The sequence below is a fragment of the Pseudomonas sp. 5Vm1k genome, from assembly GCF_056161485.1.
In genome coordinates, this window is the sequence record NZ_JBSPCZ010000019.1 from 55,974 (window position 1) to 77,200 (window position 21,227).

The following is a 21,227-nucleotide window of genomic DNA, read 5'->3' on the forward strand; positions in this document are numbered from 1 at the left end:
ATTGAGTCCATCTGTTTAAGTGATGGTTCATGATCGGAAATCTCAGCCTGGATCAGTTGCGTATCCTTGTAACCATTGCTGATACAGGCAGTTTCTCGGCAACGGGCCGTCACCTGAGGCGTGCTCAATCTGCCATTAGCCAGTCGATTGCCACGCTTGAGTCAGTTCAAGGTGTGAGGCTGTTTGATCGCAGCGGCCATCGTCCGGCCCTCACTGAGGTAGGCCGAGTGCTAGTGGTTCAAGCGCGCGCAGTGCTGGCAAGCGCTGCCCAGTTTGAAGCAATGGCCGCAAGTACGGCAGCAGGGGTTGAGCCGGAGTTGGCTCTCGCCATAGACCCTCTAGTCCCTAGCGCACCGCTCATCGAAAGCCTGCGCGCTATCCGTGAGGCTTTTCCGCATCTGGCAGTGAGTTTTTCTACAGAAGGCTTAGGCGGCGCAGAGCGCCGATTGCGCAACGGCGATGCGGCACTGGCGCTTTGCACATTGATTCCGACAGTGCCCGACGATATCGATGCACTGCCGCTGCTCAGCGTCGACTTGAGGCCAGTGGTAGCCAGCGGACATCCCCTGGCTATGTTAGGCCGTCGGGCAACAAGTGCCGACCTCAAGCCTTATGTGCAACTGGTACTTTCCGATCCGGTTTCTCCCGACGGCCCTAGTTATGGGGTGGCGGGCAGTCACCAGTGGCGGTTTGTAGATTTGGCACGGCGGCTGGATTTTTTGCTCGCCGGGTTCGGTTGGTGTCGAATGCCAGAGCATCTGATTGCGGATCATCTGGCTTCAGGACGCCTCGTGACGCTTGAGTTAACCGCCGAACTTCAGCGCACACCAGACACACTTACGATCTACGCAGCGCACATGCAAAATCGCTCGTTAGGGATAGCAGGCCGATGGCTTCTGAATGATCTGACCTGTCGTCTGTGCATGTGATGATACGAAGACGACTAACGTCAGCGGTTTGGTTATCCCGTTGGCCAAAGGGCAGCTCCCCGAGTCGATCTCGACAATCAGAAGGTTAGACGATTGGGACGCCTTTCCTACAGTCCGGAGCCAAAGCAGGTACTGAGGGGAAGGCAGCTCAAGTCCATTTTTCCTGTTTCCAGCGACGCACGTTCAAGATACCGTTCTGAGTCTACGCGCATGGATTGACCTTATGATTTCCCACCACGCCCACCGCATCTGTGATCGATGCGGCGATTTGATAACGGCTTATTGCCCTTCGATTGAAACGCTATCAACTATCGGAATCTTTCATGAGGCGGGTGATCAGGCAGTAGTAGATGAGATAGTACGACGGGAAAATATTGATCCCATAATTGTGTGGGAGTACTTCGATCATCGGATGAGGCCACGGTGCGGGCAAAAGGTGGCCTTCTGTTCATTCTGCGGTGGACAGCTGAGAACCTGGCGGGCGCAACAATGCATGCACTGCTTAAAGGATTGGCACTGACACCCGATATTTGGAAAGGCTGGAGTTCATGGCAAGGAACGGAATTTTCAGCCCTATTCTGGCCACCAAGCGCGCTCTAAAACGTTTTCCCATAGCCTGGCCCCATAGCCGCCGGTCAAATCCAGGGAGGATTGGCTGATTGGTAAGTGTTATTGAAGGTAACTACCAATGGCCTGGGATTCTGTAAATGTAAGCGTCTAAGCTTTGTTCCGGCGACCTAGCAATACGAATAAACCGATAAGTTGGATTACGCCTACGCCTATTGCCACTTTCTGCAACACGGGGCTCAGGTTGCTCACCCATGCAACCAAGAGAATCAAAAGCCCCACGCAGAAGGGGGCCCAGCATACGATAAGTACCACTCGGATTAGTTTTCTATGGCGTCGAGACCAAGTGGATGGGCCATCTTTTCTCGCCTCAGAATCAATCAGGCCTATGTAGTCCAGGATAGAGAGGAGAAAATCAATCATGACTTCCTTTAACTTAACGTTTTTAGTCGGAGTGCTGCGTCAGCGGTCAGGTTCATTGAATATAGCAGCCAGTCGGCTGTGGCATATTTCATTGACAGCTATCGAAGGCGACATAGCCTGAGGAAGCTAGGGCGTAAAGCCCTAGCGGATAGCAGATGTCACTTTTTCTTTTTCGCCGGCTTTTCTGCCTTCTCTGATTTCTTAGCCTTTTCCGGCTTGCTCTCAGCTTTTTTTACAGATTTCTTTGGTTCGGCATCTTTTTTCTTGTCTTTCTTTTCGGAAGATTTCGAAAGAGCCGAGGCCGCAGCTGATTTCTTTGCCGGTGATGACTTTTTGTCCTTTAATTCCTTGCTGGCTTTCGAAGCTTCACCTTTGGTTTTCTTCTCGTCTTTAGCCACGTTGACCACCTCTCGGAGTATGTCGGTATTGGCACATTGCCTGTGCAATTATCCACAAGCTGATCATTAGGCGAGCGCGTCCGAAAGCGGTTCAAATTTTTTTGATGCGTCGGGATAGGCTTTGGGTGATGCACCGATAGGTACTGACGGCTGGATATCCAAATTTGGTCCTTCCATGGCCTGCCGAATTTTCTTGGCCAGATCGCCAGAAACTTTCCAGATCGATACGAGTGTCTATGCGCACTTCACATCTTCGTGCTTCAGGGGGCGATAGAACGAGCCATTTGCCGGCTGGCGCCGGGTGGCTGGCCGGTGATGCGCTTGAAGGCACGGCTGAAGGCCGCCTGCGAGGTGTAGCCCAGGCGCTGCGCCACGGCTTCGATAGACAATCTTTCCAGGCTCAGCCATTGACTGGCGAGGCGCATCCGCAGCTCCGTCGCATAGCGTAGCGGGGGAATACCGATAGTGGCTTGGAAGCGTTCCGCGAAGACCGAGCGCGAGGTATGACATTGCGCTGCGAGTTCCGCCACAGTCCAGTCACGCGCCGGCTCTTGGTGCAAGGCCAGGAGCGCGCGGGCCAGCCTGGGGTCGCGTAACGCGGCCACCAGGCCAGAGGCGTTGCCGCAGGCGCATTCAACCCAGCCACGCACGATCATGGCCGCCACGACATCGGCGAGACGCGCGAGAATGCCGGCGAAGCCGACGCGTGCGGAGCGAACTTCGTGCTCCATCGAGGCGAGAATCGGCATCAGTCCAGGGTAACGCTGCCCCCTGGCATCAATCAGCATCAGATCAGGCATCAAGCCGCCGAGACCATGCATGCTGCCAAGTTCAAACTCCATGCAGCCACTAAAGATAATGGTGCTGGGGCTGACCTCGGCACCGGGTGAGGCATCCACGGCGCAGACCGCGTCGCCGAGAGGGGCCGCGTCGAAGCTGCCGATGTCCTGGGCGGGTACGTCCAGGCTTGAGAGAAGTTGATGGGCTTCACCCTGGGCGATGAACACGGCGTTGCCGGCCGACAACTCGTACACAGTGCCGTCCTCCGCACGCAGGACGGCGGTGCCGACGGCGAGGAAGTGGAAGTAGGCGTGTCCTGGTTTGGCCGCGAAGCCCAGCCCGAAAGAGGGACCAGCCTGGATGCGACGGTACTCGACGCCCCGCAGGCGCATGTCGCGCAACAGTTCGTTGATGAGATCGGACGATAAAGCGAACTGATCTAGAGAGGTCATTCCGGGGTTTCGGTCAAAAACTAGAGATTTCGCATCATAGAGCATCCGTCTCTGCGTCCGTAGACTTCTGGTTGAGATAATTTTCCAGAGGTGTTTAACGATGAATAGTGGGGTGTGTGACGCTGTAGCCAATGCGCGCTTTGGCAACGAAGCTGATGTAGAGCCGGCGACGCCGGCCTGGATGGCGGTATTTTCGCTGGCGATGGGCGTGTTTGGATTGTTGACGGCGGAGTACCTTCCGGCCAGCTTGCTGACGCCGATGGCCGTTGAGCTGGGGGTGTCGGAAGCCTTGGCGGGGCAGGCGGTGACCGTCACGGCAGTGGTGGCGCTGTTCTCCGGGTTACTGCTGCCTGGCTTGACGCGAGGGATCGACCGGCGAGTGGTATTGCTGTGCTTTTCCACGCTGATGATTGCCTCCAACCTGCTGGTGGCTTTCTCTTCCAGCCTGACAGTGCTGCTGATCATGCGGATCCTGCTCGGCATCGCGCTGGGCGGCTTCTGGAGCATGGCGGCGGCAGTGGCGATGCGCTTGGTCCCAGCGGCGCTGCTGCCACGGGCCTTGTCGATTATTTTCAGCGGTATTGCCGTGGGCACAGTGGTGGCGGTGCCGCTCGGTAGCTATTTGGGCGGACTGTACGGCTGGCGCAGTGCTTTTGTGGCGGCCGCCGCCGTCGGGGTGGTGACGCTGGTTTTCCAGCTGTTCACGCTGCCGCCTCTGGCACCGCGCAGGGTGGCGCGGTTGAGAACGGTGCTTGAAGTGTTGCTGCGTCCGGGTATTGCCGTGGGCATGTTGGGCTGCGTGCTGGTGCACACAGGGCACTTCGCACTGTTTACCTACATCCGGCCGTTTCTGGAAAGCACAACCGGCGTGGGGGCCGAAGGACTGGCACTGATGCTGCTGGGGTTCGGCGCGGCTAACTTCGTCGGCACGCTGCTGGCCGGCTGGCTTCTTGAACGTAGCCCACGCGGGACAATGGTATTGATGCCCGCGCTGGTTGGCGTTGCAGCATTAGCCTTGGTGCTGCTGCCTGCTTCTGTGCCGTGTCAGGCGTTGCTGTTGGCACTCTGGGGCCTGGCTTTCGGCGGCGTGCCAGTGGCGTGGTCGAATTGGGTCGCCCGGGCGGTGCCCGATCAGGCGGAAAGCGCGGGGGGAATGGTGGTGGCCTCGGTGCAGTCGGCGATCGCTGCGGGTGCCGCTGCGGGTGGCGCTATGTTTAGTTTCAGTGGCATCACCGGTGTATTTGTCGCCGCCGGCATCCTGATGCTACTCGCAGCGCTGCTGATCGGACTGCGGGTCAAGGTCGAAGCGCCAGGGGGCGGTCCGGTTCTGCATCTTTAAGATGTGCGTTCAGGCGGACAACAAAAAGCCCGAACTTTGCCGGGCCTCTTTGGACATCGCTCAGCGAGAGTAAAGCTTCCTCACTTGCTCTGTGCGTTCGAGAATGGATCTACTCTTTCGCCTTTGAACCCAACCCCAGAATGCGTGCACGGGGTGAAGAACGGCTCCAAGCAAGCAAAGCAGCATGATGATGAAGAGCGAAATAAGCGGGATGCTTTCGTGCGAGAACATGGTGGGTTACTCCTGTATTCACTATGTCAGAACCTTGAGGGTAGACACCTACGGCTGCCGCTGTATGAATGTATGTTCATCTTTGCAGGCTTGAATTGCGCCAGGTCAGCTGTTACCCAATAACTCGTTGATAGGGGTGGAACAAGCAATTGTGGGGGCTGCTCCACTGATAAAAGTTTCATTGCGCATACGGTTCGCACAGGCGCAAACCGGTGATAGGGTGGCGCCTTTCAGGATGAGGAAGAATCATGCGGATTGTGAATGGACTGGCGCGATGGCTGATGGCAGCTGGTGTCGGCCTTGTTGTGACGATGAGCAGTGCACAGGCTCAAACTACGCCGCAGGCTACCCAGGAGATAAAAGGCTTGCTGGATTTTGTTGAGCACAGCGAATGTCAGTTTGTGCGCAATGGCAGCGAATACCCAGGCCCCGAGGCTCGAGCGCATCTCGAAAAAAAGCTGAATTACCTCCAAGACAAGAACATGGTGAGTAGCGCAGAGGATTTCATTGATCTCGCTGCTACTAAAAGCAGCATGAGCGGCAAAGCTTACGAGGTGCGATGCCCTACAGGATCACAACCAGCAAGTTCGTGGCTAAAGACTGAGCTGCAGAGACAACGCCAGCTTCAGTAATTTGGCTCAGTATGAAAAGCCCAGCTTAGCCGCTGGGCTTTTTCGTTTCAGACCATCCCGATACTGCGTTGCTCGCCTTTTCACAGGAGTGACCGGCATTAAACTTTTCGCAGGAGCGTTGGTCGTTGCGTTGTTGGCTGGGTCCGATTCGATGTTTTTTGGGCCCCAATCGCAGTGCCAAACAGACCGTAAATTCACCTGCCTGTAGCGCCCAATTAGACAGCCAGAATGAGTGCGTCAATCAGAGCGATTCGGTCTCTCTATCTTGTAGAGCAGGTACTCCTGAGTCCGGTCGGCGAGCTGTCTGGTGGCGCGATGGGAGAGAAGTCCGCCGATTTTTTCCATGGCTCGCTGAGATCGAATGTTCTGACTGTCAATGTGAAACCAAACAGTGTCCACCCATTGAAATGCATGAGTCAGCATTAAAAGTTTCAACTCTTTATTGGTTCCGCCTCCCCATTTGTCGCGAGCCAGGAAGGTGAATCCGATAACTACTTCGCGTTTTTTTTCATCGAACTCGTAGTAGCGAGAGGAGCCAATCACCTGGTTGTTGCTGCGGTCTATAACGATAAGCGCGCACTTTGAAGCAAGCGCCTCTTTAAACCACTCGCGAAATACGGGTTCTTGATACCGCATTGGGCTTGGATGTTGAACCCAGATCAGGGGATCGGATGCGACGCTGTACAGCGATTCGAAGTCATCAGCTTCTAGTGGGCGAAGCTCTAGCGACTCACCAACAATTGGCGGAGAGACTGGTAGTGATTGCATCATTTTCTGCCCAATAGATTCGGATGTGCCAAATCGTAGCGTTAGGTTCAGCTAGTGAGCAACGTAACGCGTCTGCGCCAGGTTCTACCAAGAGTTGGTAAACGCGGCGAACGCCGTCTATTCGCGTGCGGTGGAGGGACTGGAGGGAGGCACTTAATGGCGCGAACGAAAAAGCCCGGCACTGGGCCGGGCGTAGGGGTATTAGCCAAGATCCGGGGAAGACTGCCCATGAATTTTCTTTTTTGAGTAAAACCAAAAATACCCACGACGTCGAACTATCGCGAATACATCGCCTGGCACAGCGTGTGACCAAACATCATGGGCTACTCGGCGGCCCGCACAATCCTTCCCGCCTTCACCTCATCAGCGTGGCGGCTAATCTTTTCTTGCTGGGACTGCAGCAGCGCAGAGATCTTCATCAGCGTAGCGGCGTCATCGGGCGATTTGCCGCGGCCAGCCATATTAGTCAGCTCGGCCACTGACCAGCCGATGACTGCGGTCGCATCCTCAAGGTCGTAAAACAGCTCTTGTTGCGCTGTTCTGGGGCCGTCGAGCCCTTGTATCAGATCTGCCATTTATTCGACCGCCTTGGAGATTACATTGCACTTCAGCCGTGGCGCTCTTCAATGAAGAGTCACAACCCTGCGGCTTTCGCCAATCCTGATCCGATCAAGCGCCCGATTTAGCGCATCCAGGGCATCGAGGAGCGCTTTCGCCTCAGCTTCTCGGCCATCACCCCAGAGGCGTTCCGCCATTTTGTTCAGTGCTTGAATAGATCGCTCAATTTCGGCAGCAGTGACTGTTCTATCTTTCGATTGTTTCTTCGTCATTTCAGAAACCCTTCTACAGGGCGTTGCGAGTACATCCCCCGCTAAAGCACTAGCTGACTTGCAGTCTGGAGGTTGCTCATGCCCATATCCCTATGAAAAAGTTTTTACGATCAATCGGCGATAGTACATCGCCCACCAAAACACATGCCTCCAAATCGCGATCTGCTGCTCCGGATCTCGGCGAAGGTGTAAGCCTCGTCCGGGTGCTCGTCACGGTTGAAGCTGCGCAGGCGGATGCCGATTCTCATGCCGGCAATGCCGTGAGACAGAATACTGGAATAGGGTGCGGTTGCAGATCCAGCTAGCTGGCGTGGGTCATTCCAGGCTTCCTTCCAGTCCGACGCAACGAATGCCACGCCAAGGCCTCATATAAAGACGAGCGAAGCCTTTGCTGCTGTACGTAGGCACTGGCCAATTGCGGTTTAACCCCGACAATAGGTAATTGTTTTATGACGGCTGCTGAACAGAATCAAGTGACCTGGCTGGTCGAGCAATCCATGCTGCATGCTGCAAAACAGCGGGCCAAGCTGTATTCCGGGCAAGGCCGGTTGTGGCAACAACCCTATGCCCATACGCGGCCACGGGATGCTTCGGCCCTGGCGTCGGTGTGGTTCACCGCGTACCCGGCCTCCATCGTTACCCGCGAAAATGGCACGGTGCTGGAGGCGCTGGGGGATGAAACCCTGTGGCATGCGCTGTCGAGAATCGGCATTCAGGGCATCCACAATGGGCCGCTGAAAATGTCCGGTGGCCTGACGGGGACCAAGCACACGCCAACGATTGACGGCAACTTTGACCGCATCAGTTTCGAGATTGACCCGCAACTGGGCACCGAGGCGCAACTTCAGGCGCTGACCCGCATGGCCGCCGCGCATAATGCGGTGATCATCGATGACGTGATCCCTTCGCACACCGGCAAAGGCGCGGATTTCCGCCTGGCCGAGATGGCGTACGAGGATTATCCGGGCCTGTACCACATGGTCGAGATCCGTGAGGAAGACTGGCCGCTGCTGCCGGACATCGCCGAAGGGCGCGACGCGCAAAACCTCAGCCCGGCGCAGGTCGATGTGCTGCGGGACAAGCACTATATCGTCGGGCAATTGCAGCGAGTGATCTTCTTCGAGCCAGGGGTCAAGGAAACCGACTGGAGCGCAACCGCGGTCGTGGTCGGGGTCGATGGCAAGCCGCGGCGCTGGGTCTACCTGCATTACTTCAAGGAAGGGCAGCCGTCGTTGAACTGGCTGGACCCGACCTTCGCCGCGCAGCAGATGATCATCGGTGATGCCTTGCACGCCATCGATGTCATGGGTGCGAAAATCCTGCGCCTGGACGCCAATGGTTTCCTCGGCGTAGAGCGCAAGCTCGACGGCACTGCCTGGTCTGAAAGCCATCCGCTATCGATCACCGGCAATCAGTTGCTCGCCGGGGCGATTCGTAAGGCCGGTGGTTTCAGTTTCCAGGAGCTCAACCTGACCATCGACGATATCGCCGCCATGTCTCACGGCGGTGCTGATCTCTCGTACGACTTCATCACCCGACCGGCCTACCAACATGCGTTGTTGATGGGCGATACCGAGTTCCTGCGCCTGATGCTGCGGCAGATGCACACCCAAGGCATCGATCCGGGGTCGCTGATCCACGCGTTGCAGAACCACGACGAACTGACCCTGGAGTTGGTGCATTTCTGGACGCTGCACGCCCATGACAATTTCCTCTATCAGGGCCAGACCTTTCCCGGCAACATTTTGCGTGAGCATATCCGCGAGCAGATGTACGAACGCCTGGCCGGCGAGCACGCGCCCTACAACCTGAAATTCGTCACCAACGGTGTGTCCTGCACCACCGCCAGCATCATCACTGCCGCCTTGGGGATTCGTGACCTCGACGCGATTACCACGGCCGATATCCAGCAGATTCGCCAAGTCCATTTACTGTTGGTGATGTACAACGCCATGCAACCAGGCGTGTTCGCGCTGTCGGGTTGGGATTTGGTGGGGGCGCTGCCATTGCCGGCGGAACAGGTCGAGCATTTGATGGGCGACGGTGACACGCGCTGGGTTCATCGCGGCGCCTACGACCTGGTGGACCTCAACCCGGAAGCGCCGTTGTCGGCCGGGCAGATGCCACGTCCGAAGACGTTGTACGGTAGCCTGCCGAGCCAGTTGAAAGACCCGGACTCGTTCGTCTCGCAACTGCGCAAAATCCTCGCCGCACGCCGCGCCTACGACATCGCTGCCAGTCGCCAGATCCTGATTCCCGACGTTGAGCATCCCGGGCTGCTGATCATGGTTCACGAATTGCCGGCCGGCAAAGGCACGCAGATCACTGCGCTGAACTTCGGCTCGACGCCGATTACTGAGACTCTGCACCTGCCCAATATTGCGCCGGGGCCGGTGGTCGACATCATCAATGAGCGAGTTGAAGGAGATCTTACGCCTGAGGGTGAATTCACCATTACGCTGGATGCGTTTGAAGGTCTGGCGCTGCGGGTGGTCAGTAGTTCGCCGATGATCTAGGGTGGCGCAAGGGCGGTCGAAGTGGTGAAGGGTGAGCAGTAGAAAGCTCAGCGAACCGCGTAAACAGGTCGAGGGTGAGTGCTGGATCAGAACCTCTGAAGGTGACGAGCCAGTTCTCTATCTCAACGAGGATGATATCCAGTGCCGCTTGGGCCACGAGGTCTCGCTGACCTGCCTTGAGCGCCATCAGCGAAACTTCGTTTGTCGCGATGTTGAAAAGCTGATCCGTTGATCCGAGTGTTCTGAACCATCGTGTTTTCGCGCAGTTCAAATGATTACAGCGTCAGGCATTGCCTGCCCGGAGATGATCATATGAAACGCACGACCCCTTTACTGTTGGTGATTGCAGCAACCTTGCTGCTCGGCGGCTGCTGGCCGTATTGGCATGATGGGCATGGGCACGATCACGGTCGTGACTACGGCGGAGGTCATGAGTACCACCGCTACTAGCGAGAGCCTGGGCCCAACCTGAAAAGGTTGGGCTTTTTCATGCGTTTCAGGAGAGGCCCCAGCCGTCCCGGACCGCCCGTCGAATCCCCTCCAGCAACATCGCAAATGCCGGGTTGTCATTGTTCTCGCGCCAGATCAGATGCAGCTCACTTTGCACGCCTTCCCCTAGATCGATGTCGCGAAACACCACGTTCTTGAACACCACACTCGTAGCGCAGCGCGGCACCAGGGCCAGGCCCATTGCGGCGTTGACCAGGGCCAGGATCGTCAGCGATGAACCCAGCCATTGCACGTATTCCGGAGCGACACGCGCCGAGCGCAGCATACCGGTCAGCAGTTCGTTGAACGGCGGGTAGGCGGCGTGGGAGTACATTAGGAAAGGTTGCGCATCGAGGTCTTGCACGGAAACGTTTTCGGCGCTGGCCAGCCGATGATTGCTCGGCACGGCCAGGACAAAAGGCTCGCGCACCAGGCATTCGGTGGCGTAGCCCGGCTCCAGCAACGGCGCACGGACGATGCCCAAGTCGATACGGCGGGCGCGCAGCGCTTCGTGTTGCTGGTAGGTGTTCATCTCCGACAGATCGATTTTCACGTGGGGCTGTTTGAGCCGTGCTTCGGCGATGACCTTAGGCAGGAATTCATACACCGCGCTGCCGACGAAACTGATGTTGACCGTGCCGATATCCCCTTCGGCAAAGCGTCGGGCGGTGACCGCCGCTTGTTGTGCGCGCTCCAGCAGGTTCTGCGCTTCGATGAAGAACGCGCGACCGGCGGCGGTCAAGGCGACGCTGCGGGTGGTGCGGGTGAACAGCTCGACGCCCAGGTGATGCTCCAACAGCTGAATCTGTCGGCTGAGCGGCGGCTGGGTCATGTTCAAGCGTTCGGCGGCGCGACGGAAATTCAGTTCGGTGGCGACCGTGGTGAAGCAGCGCAGCTGGGTGAGTTCGAACATTGATCTAATCCAGGTATCAATCGAATGCCAAGTTAGATTAGACGGGATCAATTGCCGCGTCCATGATCGGGCTGTCCCCAAAAAAACAAGATCGGGAGTCGCCCCTTGAAAACCCTCCAGAGTTCGCCGGAGCCCACGGTACTCGCCCGTGCTGCCGCGAAAGTGAAACGGCATGTGCTGCCGCTGTTCGTGGTCATGTTCATCGTCAACTACATCGACCGGGTCAACATCGGTTTCGTACGCAGCCACATGGAGACGGACCTCGGTATCGGCGCCGCGGCCTATGGTTTGGGCGCCGGTTTGTTTTTTGTCGGTTACGCGCTGTTCGAAGTGCCGTCCAACATGCTGCTGCAACGCTACGGCGCGCGCGTCTGGCTGACGCGGATCATGTTCACCTGGGGCGCCGCTGCCATGGCGATGGCCTTCGTCAAAGGTGAAACCAGTTTCTATGTGCTGCGCTTTATCCTCGGCGCGGCAGAGGCCGGCTTCTTTCCCGGCATCATTTACTACTTCACCCAGTGGCTGCCGGCGTCTGAACGCGGCAAGACCATGGCGGTGTTCCTCAGCGGTTCGGCGATTGCCTCGGTGATTTCCGGCCCGGTCTCCGGCGCGCTGTTGAACGTCAACGGCTTGAACCTGCATGGCTGGCAGTGGATGTTCCTGATCGAGGGCTTCGCTTCCATCGTACTGTGCGGTTTTGTCTGGTTCTGGCTGCAATCCCATCCACGTGAGGCGAAATGGCTGAGCGAGGAAGAGCGGGGCGCGCTGATCAGCGCCATCGCCGAGGAACAGCAAATCCGCGAAGCCGCGAAAGGGCCCAAGCCGTCGATGTTCAAGCTGTTGGCCGACCGGCAGATTGCGTTGTTCTGCTTCATCTACTTTTCCATTGCCCTGACCATCTACGGCGCTACGTTCTGGCTGCCGAGCATGATCAAGAAGATGGGCAACCTCGGCGACTTCCAGGTCGGCCTGTTTAATTCGGTGCCGTGGATCATTTCCATCATCGCGATGTACGGCTTCGCGGCCATGGCCAGCAAATGGAAATTCCAGCAGGCCTGGGTCGCGCTGACCCTGGTGATCGCCGCGTTCGGCACGTTCATGTCCACCACCGGCGGCCCGGTCTTCGCCTTTGTCGCGATCTGTTTTGCCGCCATCGGCTTCAAGGCTGCTTCGGCACTGTTCTGGCCAATCCCGCAAAGCTATCTGGATGCGCGCATTGCGGCGGCAGTGATCGCGCTGATCAATTCCATCGGCAACCTGGGCGGCTTCGTCGCACCGACGGCGTTCGGCTTCCTGGAGCAATCCACCGGTTCAATCGAAGGTGGCATGTACGGCCTCGCAGCGACTTCGCTGGTGGCCGCCGTGGTGATCTTCTTTGCCCGCACCACCCCGAAAGCCGGCACACCAACCCCGCGCAACGACGTCGTGGTGCCGAGCCACGCCGCTTCACATTAAGACTTGAATAATCGGAGCCTGACCCTTTGAAAATCACACGAGTGACCGTGACCCCCATCGCCTTCCGTGATCCGCCACTGCTCAACGCCAGCGGCATTCACGAACCTTTTGCGCTGCGTTCGATCATTGAAATCGAGAGCGACAATGGCTACATCGGCCTCGGCGAGAGCTACGGCGATGCCCCGGCGCTGGCGATCCAGATGCAGCTCAAGGATCAACTGATCGGCCTCGACCCGTTCAACCTCAACCAGTTGCGCGCCAATGTGCAAGCGACCGTGGCGGCCAATAAAACCACGAGCATTGCCGGTGCCGAACTGGCTCCGGGTTCCCATGCCAGCAAGGCGGTGAGCAACGCGTATTCAGCGTTTGAAGTGGCGTTTCTCGACCTGCAGGCGCACTCATTGAACGTGCCGTTGGTGGACCTTCTGGGCGGGGCGATTCGTGATGAAATTCCGTTCAGCGCCTACCTGTTTTTCAAGTATGCACAGCACATCGATTCGCCCTACAAACCAGACAGTTGGGGCGAGGCGCTGAACGAAGAACAGATCGTCGCTCAAGCGCGGCGCATGATCGAAACCTACGGCTTCAAGAGCATCAAGCTCAAGGCTGGTGCGCTAGAGCCGGAACATGAAGTGGCGTGTATCAAGGCGTTGAAGAAGGCATTTCCCGGTTATCCATTGCGCATTGATCCGAATGCCAACTGGTCGCTGGAAACCTCGATTCGCATGGCCGAACTGCTGGGCGATGACCTGCAATATTACGAAGATCCGACGCCGGGCCTTGAAGGTATGTCCGAGCTGCACAAACGCACTGGTCTACCGTTGGCGACCAATATGGTGGTCACCGATTTCGATGAATTCCGCCGCAGCGTGGCGTTGAACAGTGTGCAGATCGTGCTTGCCGATCACCATTATTGGGGCGGCCTGCGCGACACCCAGGCCCTGGCGAAAATGTGCCAGACGTTTGGCCTGGGCGTGTCCATGCATTCCAACTCGCACCTGGGCATCAGCCTGATGGCGATGGCTCATGTGGCCGCGTCGGTGCCGAATCTGGATTACGCCTGCGACACTCATTACCCGTGGCAGGAACCGGACGAGGAGGTGATCAAGGGCGGCAAACTGCCGATCGTCGATGGTTGCGTGAAGATCACCCGTGCGCCCGGTTTGGGCCTGGAGCTGGATCACGATCAGTTGGGCAAGCTGCATGATCAATACCTGACCTGCGGCATTCGTCAGCGCGATGATGTGAAACAGATGCAGCGGTATAAGCCGGAGTGGAAGACGGTTAAGCCGAGGTTTTGATGTCTGAGTGAAAACTTACAGCTGGCACTGAACGTTGTGGCGAGGGAGCTTGCTCCCGCTGGACTGCGCAGCAGTCCCATTTTTTGGGGCCGCTTCGCACCCCAGCGGGAGCAAGCTCCCTCGCCACAGGTCTGGTGTTTGCCACAGGTTTTGCGTCAGTCAATTAATATCCGAATCACACCCATCCGGATCCGACTCACGGGCCTGTGCCGCACGCTGCAACTTGGCGGCGATCAGCGTGTTCTTCAGCAGGTACGCAATCGTCATCGGCCCAACACCTCCAGGTACCGGGGTGATCGCGCTGGCAACGGTACGCGCACTGGCGTAGTCGACATCGCCCACCAAATGGCTGCCGGATTCATCGGTCACGCGATTGATCCCGACATCGATCACCACCGCCCCAGGCTTGAGCCAACTGGCATCGATCAAGTGCGGCCGACCCACCGCCGCCACAACAATGTCCGCCAATCGGCACAGCGCCGGCGCATCGACGCTGCGCGAATGCACCACGCTGACCGAGCAATGAGCCTGTAACAGCAACGTCGCCATGGGTTTGCCGACAATGTTCGACCGGCCGATAACCACCGCGTGCAAACCGCTGATGTCGCCGCAAGTCTCCTTCAGCAGACGCATGCAGCCGCTCGGTGTGCAGGGCGTCAGCACGTCCATGCCTTGCACCAGGCCGCCGACGTTTTCCCGATGAAAACCGTCCACGTCCTTGATCGGGTCGATGGCATGAATCACCGCCGCCTCGTCGATATGCCCCGGCAACGGCAACTGCACCAGAATGCCATTCACCGAGGCATCGGCGTTCAGCTGCGCAATCTGTTCCAGCACCTGCGCCTGGCTGGCGGTGTCCGGCAGACGGTATTCGAGCGAGCGAATCCCGACTTCCTTGGCCCGCAGCAATTTGTTGCGCACATACACGTGGCTGGCCGGGTCGTCGCCAACCAGCAGGACGGCCAAAGCGGGATAAATCTGCTGCTCGGCCAGGGCCTGAACCTCTTCCCGGACCTCGTCGAGCACCTGGGCGGAGATGGCTTTACCGTCGATATCCCGGGCCAGGGTGGGGGTACTGCTGATCAAATGCGTCACCGTCGTCATTGAAAGAGCAGGGCGCAGGTTACCAGTCGAGGGTGGCCGTCTACCACCGGCAGCGGATGGACAGGATGTCGCGGGGGATGAAGCGCTGCAAAACCACTGTGGGAGCGGGCTTGCTCGCGAAGAGGGCATAACATTCAACATCATCGCTGAATGACACACCGCCTTCGCGAGCAAGCCCGCTCCCACATGTGATCTCTGTTGTTCATCAGCCAGGTATTCACACAAATCCCCTGTGGATTGCGATTCAGGACGCCTGCCGATACCGCCCCGGTGTCATCCCGAACCAGCGAATGCAGGCCTTGTGAAAACTGCTCTGATCCCGGAACCCCAACAACGCGCCGATGTACTTCACGCTGCGTGCCGAGTTGCGCAGGAAGTTGTGCGCCAGCATCAGCCGCGCCTCATCCTGCAACGCCGAGAAGTGCATGTCTTCATTGCTCAAACGCCGTTGCAAGCTGCGCGCGCTGACGCCGACCACCTGGGCAATCTTGTCCAGATCACTGGGCACGCCCTGGGCCAGACGCTCCGACAATACCCGCCGCACCCGCGCGGTCATCGAGCCGTTGAGCAACACGTTCAAGCGCGCACGCGCGTATTCAACGTGCAGCACATCAAGCGCCGGGTCGGCGGTGGGCAACGCAATCGAGCAATCGTCCTTGCTGAAGGTCAGGCTGTTATACGCCGCGCCAAACATCAGGTTGCTGCCCAGCAATCGTTCCAGTCGGGAGGTGTCAGCGGGTTCGGGGTAGGTGAACGTCGCGGCCAGCGGATGCGGTTTGTGCTTGGGCAACAGCCAGTGAACCAGCCCCAGGGTTTGCGCAGCGCCGGCGTCGATGAAGGGGCGGGGTGTGAGCGACGGCTCGACGCTGATGTCGAAACCGATCAACTTCAGCGCCCGGGGCTTGTGGTCCAGGCACATATAAAAGCCGTTGCTGATCAACGAGTGATAGTCCACCAGCCGTTGCAATGCAGTGCCAAGAGTGGCGCATGACATCACCGCGTAACCCAACACCTCCAGATTCGCCGGGTGTGCCCGGGTATACGCCAGCAGGCCGATGTCCGGATTGCCGGTGCGCTTGGCCGCTTCCGCCATCACCTTGTAGACCAGCTCCAGCCCGACACCCTTGGGGTTCGCAAAGACCTCTTCGCTGCTGTCGAATTGTTTGAGCAAGGCGTTAACGTTGGCCCCACCGTCAGTCAGGACATCGGCAAGCACCTGAAAACTGGCGCTGGTCATTCTGTGCATAGTCTTTCCCGAGGTGATGGCTAAGTGATGTCGCGCTAGCCGGCGCATGATCGCAATAAACAAATGATCGCAGTCGATAAACGGTATGTGCACGTTTCCAAGGACAAGCGAAAGGTATCCGGGAACACTTCCTGAGGGCTGGGTGAGCGTCGATTATGGCCGGCAGTCAACGCTCAACCGCGGCCGGCCGCCGCTTTGTCTACGGATATGACATGCACAGAGTCAGAAGCTTTTATCGGGAGTTGGCACAGGGCCGGTTGGTGTTGGCATTTCAACCGGTGGTTTGGTTGCCCGACAGCAGTCGGGTGCTGTACCAGGAAGGGTTGTTGCGGCACATGGATGCTCGAAGCGATGGCGTCTATCCCTTCGCCATGCTGGAAAAACATCAACTGATGCGCGAGCTCGACCGCAGCGTGGTGCACAGCGTGATCGAGCGCCTGCTGCAAAACGAACACCTGCGCCTGGGCTGCAACATTTCCGCGCAAAGCGCCATCGTTGATGTTCACTGGCGAGACATCCTGGCGCAATTACGCGATGCGCCTTCGGTGGCCGCACGACTGGTGATCGAAATCACCGAAAGCGCCACACCACCGAGCATCTCGGCTGCCATCGAGTTCGTCCTGTGCCTGCGCGAACTGGGTTGCCGGGTCGCCATTGACGACTTTGGCGCAGGCCTCGGTACCCTGGAATTCATCCGTCAGACCCGCCCCGACATCGTCAAAATCGACCAGGGCTACCTGCAACGCGCCCGCCTGGAAACCAACAACGCCCAGACGCTCGGGCACCTCGTGCAACTGTGCAAGACCCTGGCGCCGTGCGTGATTATCGAGGGGATCGAGTCCGAAGCGGATCGAGCGTTGGGCACGGCGTGCGGCAGCGAGTGGGGGCAGGGATATTTGTTTGGTCGGCCGCGGATGGATGCGTTGGGTGAACAGTGCGTGGTGCAGTCGATGGCGTAACAGGATCTCAATGTGGCGAGGGAGCTTGCTCCCGCTGGGCTGCGAAGCGGCCCCAAAATCTTGTGAGCGCTGCGCACTCAAGCGCGAGCAAGCTCCCTCGCCACAGGACGGTTACTGCCCCAAACGGTCCATCGTATGCACCATCGGTTCCAGCGACACACTGATCAACCCGTCCAGCGGTCGATTCAGCTCCTCAACCAGCAAAATCGTCGCCGCTGTCGAAGCGGCACACATCATCAACACCACCACAATCGTGCCGTTGCGCGGGGCGAACAAACCGAACGAGCCGAAGATGATCGACAGCCAGGTTATGAGGATCACCAGCATCACCGGCGGGATCGACTGATTAGCTTGCAGCATGGTCAGCCAGCGGGCGGCGAACACGGCGTCCATCGTCTGGATAGCCGAGGCCTTGAGGGTGCGTTGGATGTCGGTAGCGGGGGACAGCGCGGCGACCTGTTGTTGCAGCGCTTCAGAACGATTGATCGCTTCGGGGCTGTCGAGCAGGGCCAGTCGGGAGGGATCCCGGGAGGCGAGGACTTGCACGATTTCGGCGTAATTGTGTTTGAGTTGCGTGCGGATCGGTTGGGTGTCCGGGCCATAGCGCGCCAGCACCCGGTCGAATTCGACGACCTTGGCCGCCGCGCTCTCCAGTTGGGTATTGGTCGTTTCAAACGTGCCTTTGGCCGAAGAAACCAGCAGGCCCAACACCAACGCTGACATGGTTGCGATCAGGCCGGTGGCGAGCTTGAGGACGGCGACGGACTCATCGCTCAGGTGATGGGTCGGCAAGTGCTGCCGCACGTACGAGCCCACCAACGCACTGCCGAACAGGCAGGTGAACACGATCAGCGCAATCAGCAGATGATTCATTCAACCTCCGTTGACGCGACGCGGGACGGCGTGTTGAAGGTAGCAGACGGGCAGCGAGTTGCCACAGTGCCCGGCTTAACACTGGACCTGTGGCGAGGGAGCTTGCTCGCGCTTGAGTGCGTAGCGCTCACAAGATTTCAGGACCGCTGCGCAGTCCAGCGCGAGCAAGCTCCCTCGCCACAGGTACTCGTCAATCTGCGTCAGCCAGACAGCCCAACCTTTCACGGTCGGGATTTTTTGCTTATTGATCCTTCTCGCAATTCACCATCCACGCCACGCCAAACCGGTCCACCAGCATGCCGAAGCGCGCCGCCCAGAACGTCGCTTCCAGCGGCATTTGCACCGTGCCGCCGTCCGCCAATGCCGCGAAGACTCGCTCGGCTTCGGCGATGCTGTCGACATTCAGGGAAATCGAGCAGCCGCTCATGTCATCGGTCGGGCGGTCGGGTGTGGTGTCCGAGCCCATGATCGCCTGGTCACCCACGGACAGGCGGGTATGGATGATCAGGTTATGGTAGTCCGCCTGTACATGATCCTTGGCCGGGGTTTCGCCGAAGGTCATCATCGCGTCGATGGTGCCGGGCAGGGCCTTGGCGTAATAAGTGAAGGCGGCTTTGCAGTCGCCGTTGAAGATCAGGTAGGGATTGATTTTCATTGTGTGCTCCCGGTAACCGAGTAGACGGGAGGCCAGGACAGCCTCCCGCTTCAATTGGGTTTGACCTCAAATAGCAAAGCGTTAGAGGGCAACTTTTGCCGGGTTTGTTCAGACGTTTTTTCTATAGATAACTCGCGGCTTATTGCCCGATCAATCGACGATGACGCGCTCGTTGTCGTCATCGCCCAAGCACACCGTCAATTGCTGACCTTCCTTGCTAAAGGCGCAGTGGGGCAGGGTTTGCTGCTTGTAAATCGCCATGGGCACGCCAATGAAGAATGCGGCGAGCATCATGGCGACAATAAATTGCACCGACATGAACTCCCGGTCCAGCGCCCAGAGTTTGCGTTTGGCGCGAAAGTAGAGGCCGCTGCCCAGCAACATCGCGCCGATCAGCATCAAGGTGCCGATCTCGTGGGGGCTGGTGCTGTAGATCACGTCTTCGGCATTGTCCGGGTAGTTCAGTTGCCACCAGGCGCCGATGCCCAGCGGCACCAGGCCGGCGCCGATCCAGCCGTAGAGGGCGCCGGGCAGGCGTAACAACACGGCGACGATCAGGCCCAGCGTGGCCACGGTCCAGCCGATCAGATACAGCTGCGTGGCCATGCCACCGCCCATAAACGTTCCGCCGACGTCAATGGGTGTGATCAACAACCAATCGTAGAAGGCGTAGTGCAACATCAAGACGAGTACGACGAGCCAGCTCATGGCGTAAAAAATCCATGTCCACAGAGTATTGAGGCGCGAGAACACACGAAATCCTTTTGGTGTTTTGAGGGGGCGCCATTATGCCGTGAACGTCCGGGTTTCAGGCAACTGCGCGAGCAGCCGTAGGGCGCAGCAAGCGTTCGACGGCGCCACTCACCAGGTTTTCCAGCAATTCATCCCGCTCGGCATCCGCCAACGGATGCTGCATCAGCCAGCCGGGTGCGCTGTTGAGCAAATTGGCGATTGCGTGACCGACGGCTGACTGAGCCTGTTCATCAAACCGGGATCTGCTGCCGAGCATCTGCATCAGCGTGCGTTCGTATTGCTCGCGCAACTGGCGAACTCGCGCCTGCTGATCGTCATTCAAACAACCGCTGTCCCGCTCCGCCAAACGAAAATGCCAGGGCATTTCCCGGTGCAGGTTCAGGTGCGCCTGAATCAGCCTTGGCAGCATGTCGCGCTTGGTCTTTTTCTCGATACGGCCAAGTGTCGCCAGCAGCTCTTCGTAGAACTCTTCAATCAAGTCCGCCAGCAAGTGCTGCTTGCTTGGGTAATGGTGATACAACGAGCCCGGGGCGAGCCCCAGGCAGGTGGCGAGTTCGCGCATGCCGACCTGGCCGAACCCCTTGCTGGCGAACAGCTCCAACACTTTGTCCCGGTACTCGGCGAAGCGCGAACAACGCTCAGGCATAGGCATGGAAGCCACGCCCCGTTTTGCGACCCAGGTAGCCGGCGGCGACCATTTCCTTGAGCAGCGGCGCCGGACGATATTTGCTGTCGTTGAAGCCGTCGTAGAACGCTTCAAGGATCGCCAGCACGGTGTCCAGGCCAATCAGGTCGGCCAACGCCAATGGGCCGATCGGCTGGTTGCAACCCAGGCGCATGCCGGCATCGATGTCGTCGGCAGTGGCCAGGCCTTCCTGGAGTACCAGGATCGCTTCGTTGATCATCGGCACCAGAATCCGGTTCACCACGAAACCCGGACGGTTGCCGGCAGTGATCGCGGTTTTGCCGAGGGTGGTGGCCATGTCCAGCGCCAATGCGTGGGTCGTGTCGCTGGTCTGCAGGCCTCGAATGACTTCGATCAGCCCCATCACCGGCACCGGGTTGAAGAAGTGCAGACCGATGAAACGCTCGGGCTGACTGACGCTGGCGGCGAGTTGGGTAATCGACAGCGATGAGGTGTTGGACGCGATCACGCATTCAGCGCTGACCTGCGCGGCGATCTGTTGCAGTACCCGCAGTTTCAGGTCGAGGTTCTCGGTGGCGGCTTCGATCACCAGTTGCACGCTGTGCAAGCTGCTGTAGTCGGTGCTGGTGCGGATTTTGTCGAGGGCGGCGAGTTTTTGTTCCTCGCTCAGCGTCGCTTTGGCGACTTGCCGATCAAGGTTCTTGCCGACGGTGGCAACAGCCTTTTGCAGGGCGCTCTCGCTGATATCGATCAAGGTCACGTTGAAACCGGCCACCGCGCAGACCTGCGCAATACCGTTGCCCATGGTGCCCGCACCGATCACGCCAATGTGTTGCAGATTCATGCTTGAAGTCCTTGCGATCAAACCGTTCGATACCTTGGCGGCCGCAGCGGCCGAAGGCGTACTATGGCCGCGAGTCTAGAACCGGCAGGGCGCTTGTCCTATGCCGCAACTGTTCAACGGCACT

The 21,227-nt window shown here is 58.4% G+C and carries 21 protein-coding genes; 8 read left to right on the forward strand and 13 right to left on the reverse strand.

From position 1 onward, the window contains the following. Window positions 1-29 precede the first annotated feature (29 nt). Window positions 30-929, forward strand: a complete 900-nt coding sequence (locus ACWIKB_RS27845) for a LysR family transcriptional regulator (protein ID WP_475270698.1) — start codon at window positions 30-32, stop codon at window positions 927-929. Window positions 930-2,077: 1,148 nt separating this feature from the next. On the opposite strand, the gene ACWIKB_RS27850 is transcribed toward ACWIKB_RS27845, so the two are convergent. Then, window positions 2,078-2,326, reverse strand: a complete 249-nt coding sequence (locus tag ACWIKB_RS27850) for a hypothetical protein (protein WP_475270700.1) — start codon at window positions 2,324-2,326, stop codon at window positions 2,078-2,080. A gap of 251 nt (window positions 2,327-2,577) precedes the next feature. Continuing rightward, window positions 2,578-3,549 carry a cupin domain-containing protein gene (locus tag ACWIKB_RS27855; RefSeq protein WP_475270701.1) on the reverse strand — a complete coding sequence of 324 codons (972 nt, stop codon included), beginning with the start codon at window positions 3,547-3,549 and terminating at the stop codon, window positions 2,578-2,580. 100 nt (window positions 3,550-3,649) lie between these two features. Here ACWIKB_RS27855 and ACWIKB_RS27860 point away from each other — a divergent pair, with 100 nt between their 5' ends. Further along, window positions 3,650-4,888 carry an MFS transporter gene (locus ACWIKB_RS27860; RefSeq protein ID WP_475270702.1) on the forward strand — a complete coding sequence of 413 codons (1,239 nt, stop codon included), beginning with the start codon at window positions 3,650-3,652 and terminating at the stop codon, window positions 4,886-4,888. Between the two features lie 479 nt (window positions 4,889-5,367). After that, the gene (locus ACWIKB_RS27865) at window positions 5,368-5,751 is read left to right on the forward strand and encodes a YfeK family protein (protein WP_475270703.1); all 384 of its coding nucleotides are present in this window, start codon (window positions 5,368-5,370) and stop codon (window positions 5,749-5,751) included. Between the two features lie 237 nt (window positions 5,752-5,988). Here ACWIKB_RS27865 and ACWIKB_RS27870 read toward each other — a convergent pair whose 3' ends face one another. The 3 genes from ACWIKB_RS27870 to ACWIKB_RS27880 all read right to left on the reverse strand — a co-directional run bounded on the left by ACWIKB_RS27870 (window position 5,989) and on the right by ACWIKB_RS27880 (window position 7,349). Next, window positions 5,989-6,522, reverse strand: a complete 534-nt coding sequence (locus tag ACWIKB_RS27870; RefSeq protein WP_475270704.1) for a GNAT family N-acetyltransferase — start codon at window positions 6,520-6,522, stop codon at window positions 5,989-5,991. A gap of 320 nt (window positions 6,523-6,842) precedes the next feature. Then, window positions 6,843-7,094, reverse strand: a complete 252-nt coding sequence (locus ACWIKB_RS27875) for a hypothetical protein (protein WP_475270705.1) — start codon at window positions 7,092-7,094, stop codon at window positions 6,843-6,845. A gap of 48 nt (window positions 7,095-7,142) precedes the next feature. After that, the gene (locus tag ACWIKB_RS27880; protein ID WP_475270706.1) at window positions 7,143-7,349 is read right to left on the reverse strand and encodes a hypothetical protein; all 207 of its coding nucleotides are present in this window, start codon (window positions 7,347-7,349) and stop codon (window positions 7,143-7,145) included. A 449-nt stretch (window positions 7,350-7,798) separates the two neighbouring features. Here ACWIKB_RS27880 and treS point away from each other — a divergent pair, with 449 nt between their 5' ends. After that, window positions 7,799-9,865 carry a maltose alpha-D-glucosyltransferase gene (gene treS / locus ACWIKB_RS27885; RefSeq protein ID WP_475270707.1) on the forward strand — a complete coding sequence of 689 codons (2,067 nt, stop codon included), beginning with the start codon at window positions 7,799-7,801 and terminating at the stop codon, window positions 9,863-9,865. Between the two features lie 312 nt (window positions 9,866-10,177). Beyond that, window positions 10,178-10,315: a hypothetical protein gene (locus ACWIKB_RS27890; RefSeq protein ID WP_475270708.1), complete on the forward strand. Its 138-nt coding sequence runs from the start codon at window positions 10,178-10,180 to the stop codon at window positions 10,313-10,315. Window positions 10,316-10,361: 46 nt separating this feature from the next. Here the strand turns inward: ACWIKB_RS27890 and ACWIKB_RS27895 are convergent, their stop codons facing one another. Continuing rightward, on the reverse strand, window positions 10,362-11,267 hold the full coding sequence (locus ACWIKB_RS27895; protein WP_475270709.1) for a LysR family transcriptional regulator: 906 nt from the start codon (window positions 11,265-11,267) through the stop codon (window positions 10,362-10,364). A gap of 105 nt (window positions 11,268-11,372) precedes the next feature. On the opposite strand from ACWIKB_RS27895, the gene ACWIKB_RS27900 reads away from it, so the two are divergent. Further along, entirely contained in the window at window positions 11,373-12,722 is a 1,350-nt protein-coding gene (locus ACWIKB_RS27900) for an MFS transporter (RefSeq protein ID WP_475270710.1), read from the forward strand. A gap of 26 nt (window positions 12,723-12,748) precedes the next feature. Beyond that, the gene (locus tag ACWIKB_RS27905) at window positions 12,749-14,023 is read left to right on the forward strand and encodes a glucarate dehydratase family protein (RefSeq protein WP_475270711.1); all 1,275 of its coding nucleotides are present in this window, start codon (window positions 12,749-12,751) and stop codon (window positions 14,021-14,023) included. Between the two features lie 159 nt (window positions 14,024-14,182). Here the strand turns inward: ACWIKB_RS27905 and folD are convergent, their stop codons facing one another. Together folD and ACWIKB_RS27915 are read right to left on the reverse strand one after the other, a co-directional pair. After that, the gene (gene folD / locus ACWIKB_RS27910; protein ID WP_475270712.1) at window positions 14,183-15,127 is read right to left on the reverse strand and encodes a bifunctional methylenetetrahydrofolate dehydrogenase/methenyltetrahydrofolate cyclohydrolase FolD; all 945 of its coding nucleotides are present in this window, start codon (window positions 15,125-15,127) and stop codon (window positions 14,183-14,185) included. A gap of 244 nt (window positions 15,128-15,371) precedes the next feature. Then, window positions 15,372-16,373: an AraC family transcriptional regulator gene (locus tag ACWIKB_RS27915; RefSeq protein ID WP_475270713.1), complete on the reverse strand. Its 1,002-nt coding sequence runs from the start codon at window positions 16,371-16,373 to the stop codon at window positions 15,372-15,374. A 212-nt stretch (window positions 16,374-16,585) separates the two neighbouring features. On the opposite strand from ACWIKB_RS27915, the gene ACWIKB_RS27920 reads away from it, so the two are divergent. Further along, complete coding sequence (locus ACWIKB_RS27920; protein WP_475270714.1) at window positions 16,586-17,332, forward strand: EAL domain-containing protein; 747 nt, start codon at window positions 16,586-16,588, stop codon at window positions 17,330-17,332. A gap of 111 nt (window positions 17,333-17,443) precedes the next feature. Here ACWIKB_RS27920 and ACWIKB_RS27925 read toward each other — a convergent pair whose 3' ends face one another. The 5 genes from ACWIKB_RS27925 to ACWIKB_RS27945 form a co-directional block, all read right to left on the reverse strand. Next, a complete protein-coding gene (locus ACWIKB_RS27925) occupies window positions 17,444-18,205 on the reverse strand; it encodes a bestrophin-like domain (RefSeq protein WP_475270715.1) in 762 nt (253 codons plus the stop codon). Between the two features lie 241 nt (window positions 18,206-18,446). Further along, window positions 18,447-18,860 (reverse strand): VOC family protein, encoded by a 414-nt coding sequence (locus ACWIKB_RS27930; protein ID WP_163909400.1) that lies wholly within the window; start codon window positions 18,858-18,860, stop codon window positions 18,447-18,449. Between the two features lie 150 nt (window positions 18,861-19,010). Next, entirely contained in the window at window positions 19,011-19,568 is a 558-nt protein-coding gene (locus tag ACWIKB_RS27935; protein ID WP_475270717.1) for a hypothetical protein, read from the reverse strand. Between the two features lie 100 nt (window positions 19,569-19,668). Beyond that, window positions 19,669-20,265, reverse strand: coding sequence for a TetR/AcrR family transcriptional regulator (locus tag ACWIKB_RS27940; RefSeq protein ID WP_475270718.1), 597 nt, complete (start codon window positions 20,263-20,265; stop codon window positions 19,669-19,671). Beyond that, window positions 20,252-21,103, reverse strand: a complete 852-nt coding sequence (locus ACWIKB_RS27945; RefSeq protein WP_475270719.1) for a 3-hydroxybutyryl-CoA dehydrogenase — start codon at window positions 21,101-21,103, stop codon at window positions 20,252-20,254. Before ACWIKB_RS27945 ends, ACWIKB_RS27940 begins: the two co-directional genes overlap by 14 nt. Window positions 21,104-21,227: the final 124 nt, after the last annotated feature.